Raw genomic sequence first — 2,704 nt, 5'->3', positions numbered from 1 at the left:
GCGTTGGCGTCGGCGAACTTCTCGGGCGAGGAGCCGCCTGCCGGCGGCCGCGGCCGGACCGCCGACGAAACGGGCCTCGTCATCGAGCACCTGGCGGACTCGCGCGTCTTCAGCCTGAGCCGCATCCGCCTCGACCGTCGGCCGTGGGCCGCTGAAACCGGCGGGACGTTTGCGGCTCTGGTCGTCCTGGCGGGCAGCGCGCGGCTGGTGGCGGGCGACGGGACGCTCCAGATCGGGCGCGGCGACACGGTGCTTGTGCCGGCCGACGCCGGAGAGTACGTCTTCGAGTCGCCCCAGACGCTTGACGTGCTCGTGGCCGCGCCGCCGGGCAAAGCGCCGACCTGCTAGGACCCCTCATGCCGGCCGAACGACTTCAGAAAATCCTGGCCCGTGCGGGCGTCGCCTCGCGGCGGGCGTGCGAATCGCTCATCGCCGAAGGCCGCGTCAGCGTCGACGGCCGGGTGGTGGCCCAACCGGGGACGAAGGCCGACGCGGCGACCGAGGACGTTCGCCTCGACGGCCGGCGGCTGGCGGCGGAGCGGCCCGAATACTGGATCCTCAACAAGCCCCCGGGCGTCGTCTGCACGAACTCCGATCCGGCCGGACGCACGCGGGTGGTGGACCTTATGCGGGAGACGCCGGCGAGGCTCTTCCCGGTGGGGCGGCTCGACGCGGATTCCAGGGGTCTCCTGGTGATGACGAACGACGGGGCGCTCGCGAACCGGCTCGCGCACCCCAGATATGAGGTCCCGAAGACGTACCTGGCGACCGTGGCGGGGCGGGTGACGGGGCAGGACGTTGTGCGGCTCCTTCGCGGGGTGTACCTGGCGGAGGGGCGGGCGCGGGCGGCGCACGTCCGGGTGCTCAAGCGAGGGGTGTCGCGTTCGATCCTCGAAATCACCTTGCGCGAAGGCCGCAACCGCGAGATCCGCCGAATGCTCGCGCGCCTCCGCCATCCCGTGCGGGAACTCGTGCGGACGCGGATCGGACGCCTCAGCCTCCGCGGCCTCGGAACAGGACGGGCTCGACGCCTGACGCCCCAGGAGGTAGAATACCTGAACGCGCTCGCGTCGGGAGAGGCGGGAGTGCGACCCCCCGACGAGGGGCGCCGGGCGCCAAGGCCGGAGCAAAATCGCGAAGCAGCGAAAGAAAGAGCGGGAAGGCATGACCCAACTGGAACAGGCGAGAAAAGGCCTCGTCACCGACCCGATGCGGGCCGTGGCCGAGAACGAAGGCCTCGACCCGGAAACGGTCCGCACGCGGGTGGCGGCGGCGCGGATCGCGATTCCGTTCAACCGCCTCCGGCGCGCGGCGCGGGTGATGGGCGTCGGCGAGGGGCTCCGCGTCAAGGTGAACGCGAACATCGGCACGAGCCCGGACTACGCGGACGTCGCGACGGAACTCGAGAAACTCAAGGCCGCCGAGGAAGCCGGGACCGACGCGCTGATGGACCTCTCGACGGGCGGCGACGTTCGGGCCATCCGGCGAAAGATTCTGGACGAGTGCCGCGTGACGGTGGGGACGGTCCCCATCTACGAGGCGGCCGCGAAGGCCGCCGAGACCCATCATGACCTGGCGAAGATGACGGCGGACGACATGCTGGCGAGCGTCCGCCGCCATGCCGAGGACGGCGTCGATTTCGTGACGGTCCACTGCGGCGTGACGCGCCGGATCGTGGAGTCCGAGGCGCTCGGGCGGCGCGTGTGCGGCATCGTGAGCCGGGGCGGTATGTTCCTGGCCCACTGGATGCGGCGCAACCGCCAGGAGAATCCGTTCCACGAGCGGTTCGACGAGGTGATTGATATAGCAAGGGAGTCTGATGTGACGCTGAGCCTGGGCGACGGCCTTCGGCCGGGCGCGATCGCCGACGCCATGGACGCTCCCCAGGTGGAAGAACTCCTTGTGCTGGCGGAACTGGCGCGCCGGGCGACCGCCGCCGGGGCCCAGGTCATCATCGAAGGGCCCGGCCACGTGCCGCTCAACCAGGTCGAAGCCCAGGTCCGCCTCGAGAAAGAAATGACCGGCGGGTTGCCGTTCTACGTCCTCGGGCCCATTGTGACGGACGTCGCGCCGGGGTACGATCACCTGACGAGCGCGATCGGCGGGGCGGTGGCGGCGATGGCGGGCGCGGATTTCCTCTGCTACGTCACGCGGACCGAGCACCTCGGCCTCCCGCGGCCGGAGGACGTCCGGGAAGGCGTCATCGTGGCGCGGATTGCCGCCCACGCGGGCGACCTCGCGCGCGGACTGCCGGCCGCACGGGACTGGGATCGCCGCGTCAGCGAGGCACGCAGCCGCCAGGACTGGGAAGCCCAGATCGCCCAGGCCATCGACGGGCGGCGTGCGGCGAGCCTGCGGGAAGCGCGCCGGCCGGCACACGGCGACGTGTGTTCCATGTGCGGCGACTACTGTGTGTTCAAGGTCGGCAAGTCGGATGACGCGGAGGAGGGTTCGCCGCGGGGCTTGCCCCGCGCTCGGAACAGCGAGAGACCTGGCGGGGGGGACTAAGCGGGGTTACATAAGTTTTGCGCGGTTGGTTCGCCGCCCCGCTTGCGGGGCGCGGGGTTCGCCGCCCAGTTTACCGGGCGCGTTTTGTGCCGTTCACATTTAGCCGCCCAGTTTACTGGGCGCGTTTTGTGCCGTTCACATTTAGCCGCCCAGTTTACTGGGCGCTGGGTTCGCCGCCCAGTTTACCGGGCGCGTT

The 2,704-nt window shown here is 70.7% G+C and carries 2 protein-coding genes and 1 pseudogene; all 3 read left to right on the top strand.

All coding sequences use genetic code 11. The annotated features are described in order from the left end of the window. On the top strand, window positions 1–348 hold a 348-nt coding region (locus NTX40_06560; protein MCX5648740.1), incomplete at its 5' end, for a hypothetical protein. Between the two features lie 8 nt (window positions 349–356). Next, window positions 357–1,025: pseudogene (locus NTX40_06555) on the top strand (pseudouridine synthase). A gap of 139 nt (window positions 1,026–1,164) precedes the next feature. Continuing rightward, window positions 1,165–2,508, top strand: a complete 1,344-nt coding sequence (thiC, locus tag NTX40_06550; GenBank protein ID MCX5648739.1) for a phosphomethylpyrimidine synthase ThiC — start codon at window positions 1,165–1,167, stop codon at window positions 2,506–2,508. Window positions 2,509–2,704: the final 196 nt, after the last annotated feature.

The organism is Planctomycetota bacterium (assembly GCA_026387035.1).
Taxonomy (GTDB): Bacteria; Planctomycetota; Phycisphaerae; order FEN-1346; family FEN-1346; genus JAPLMM01.
The sequence above is the reverse complement of the archived record's forward strand: the minus strand, read 5'-3'. Positions and strand labels throughout refer to the sequence as shown.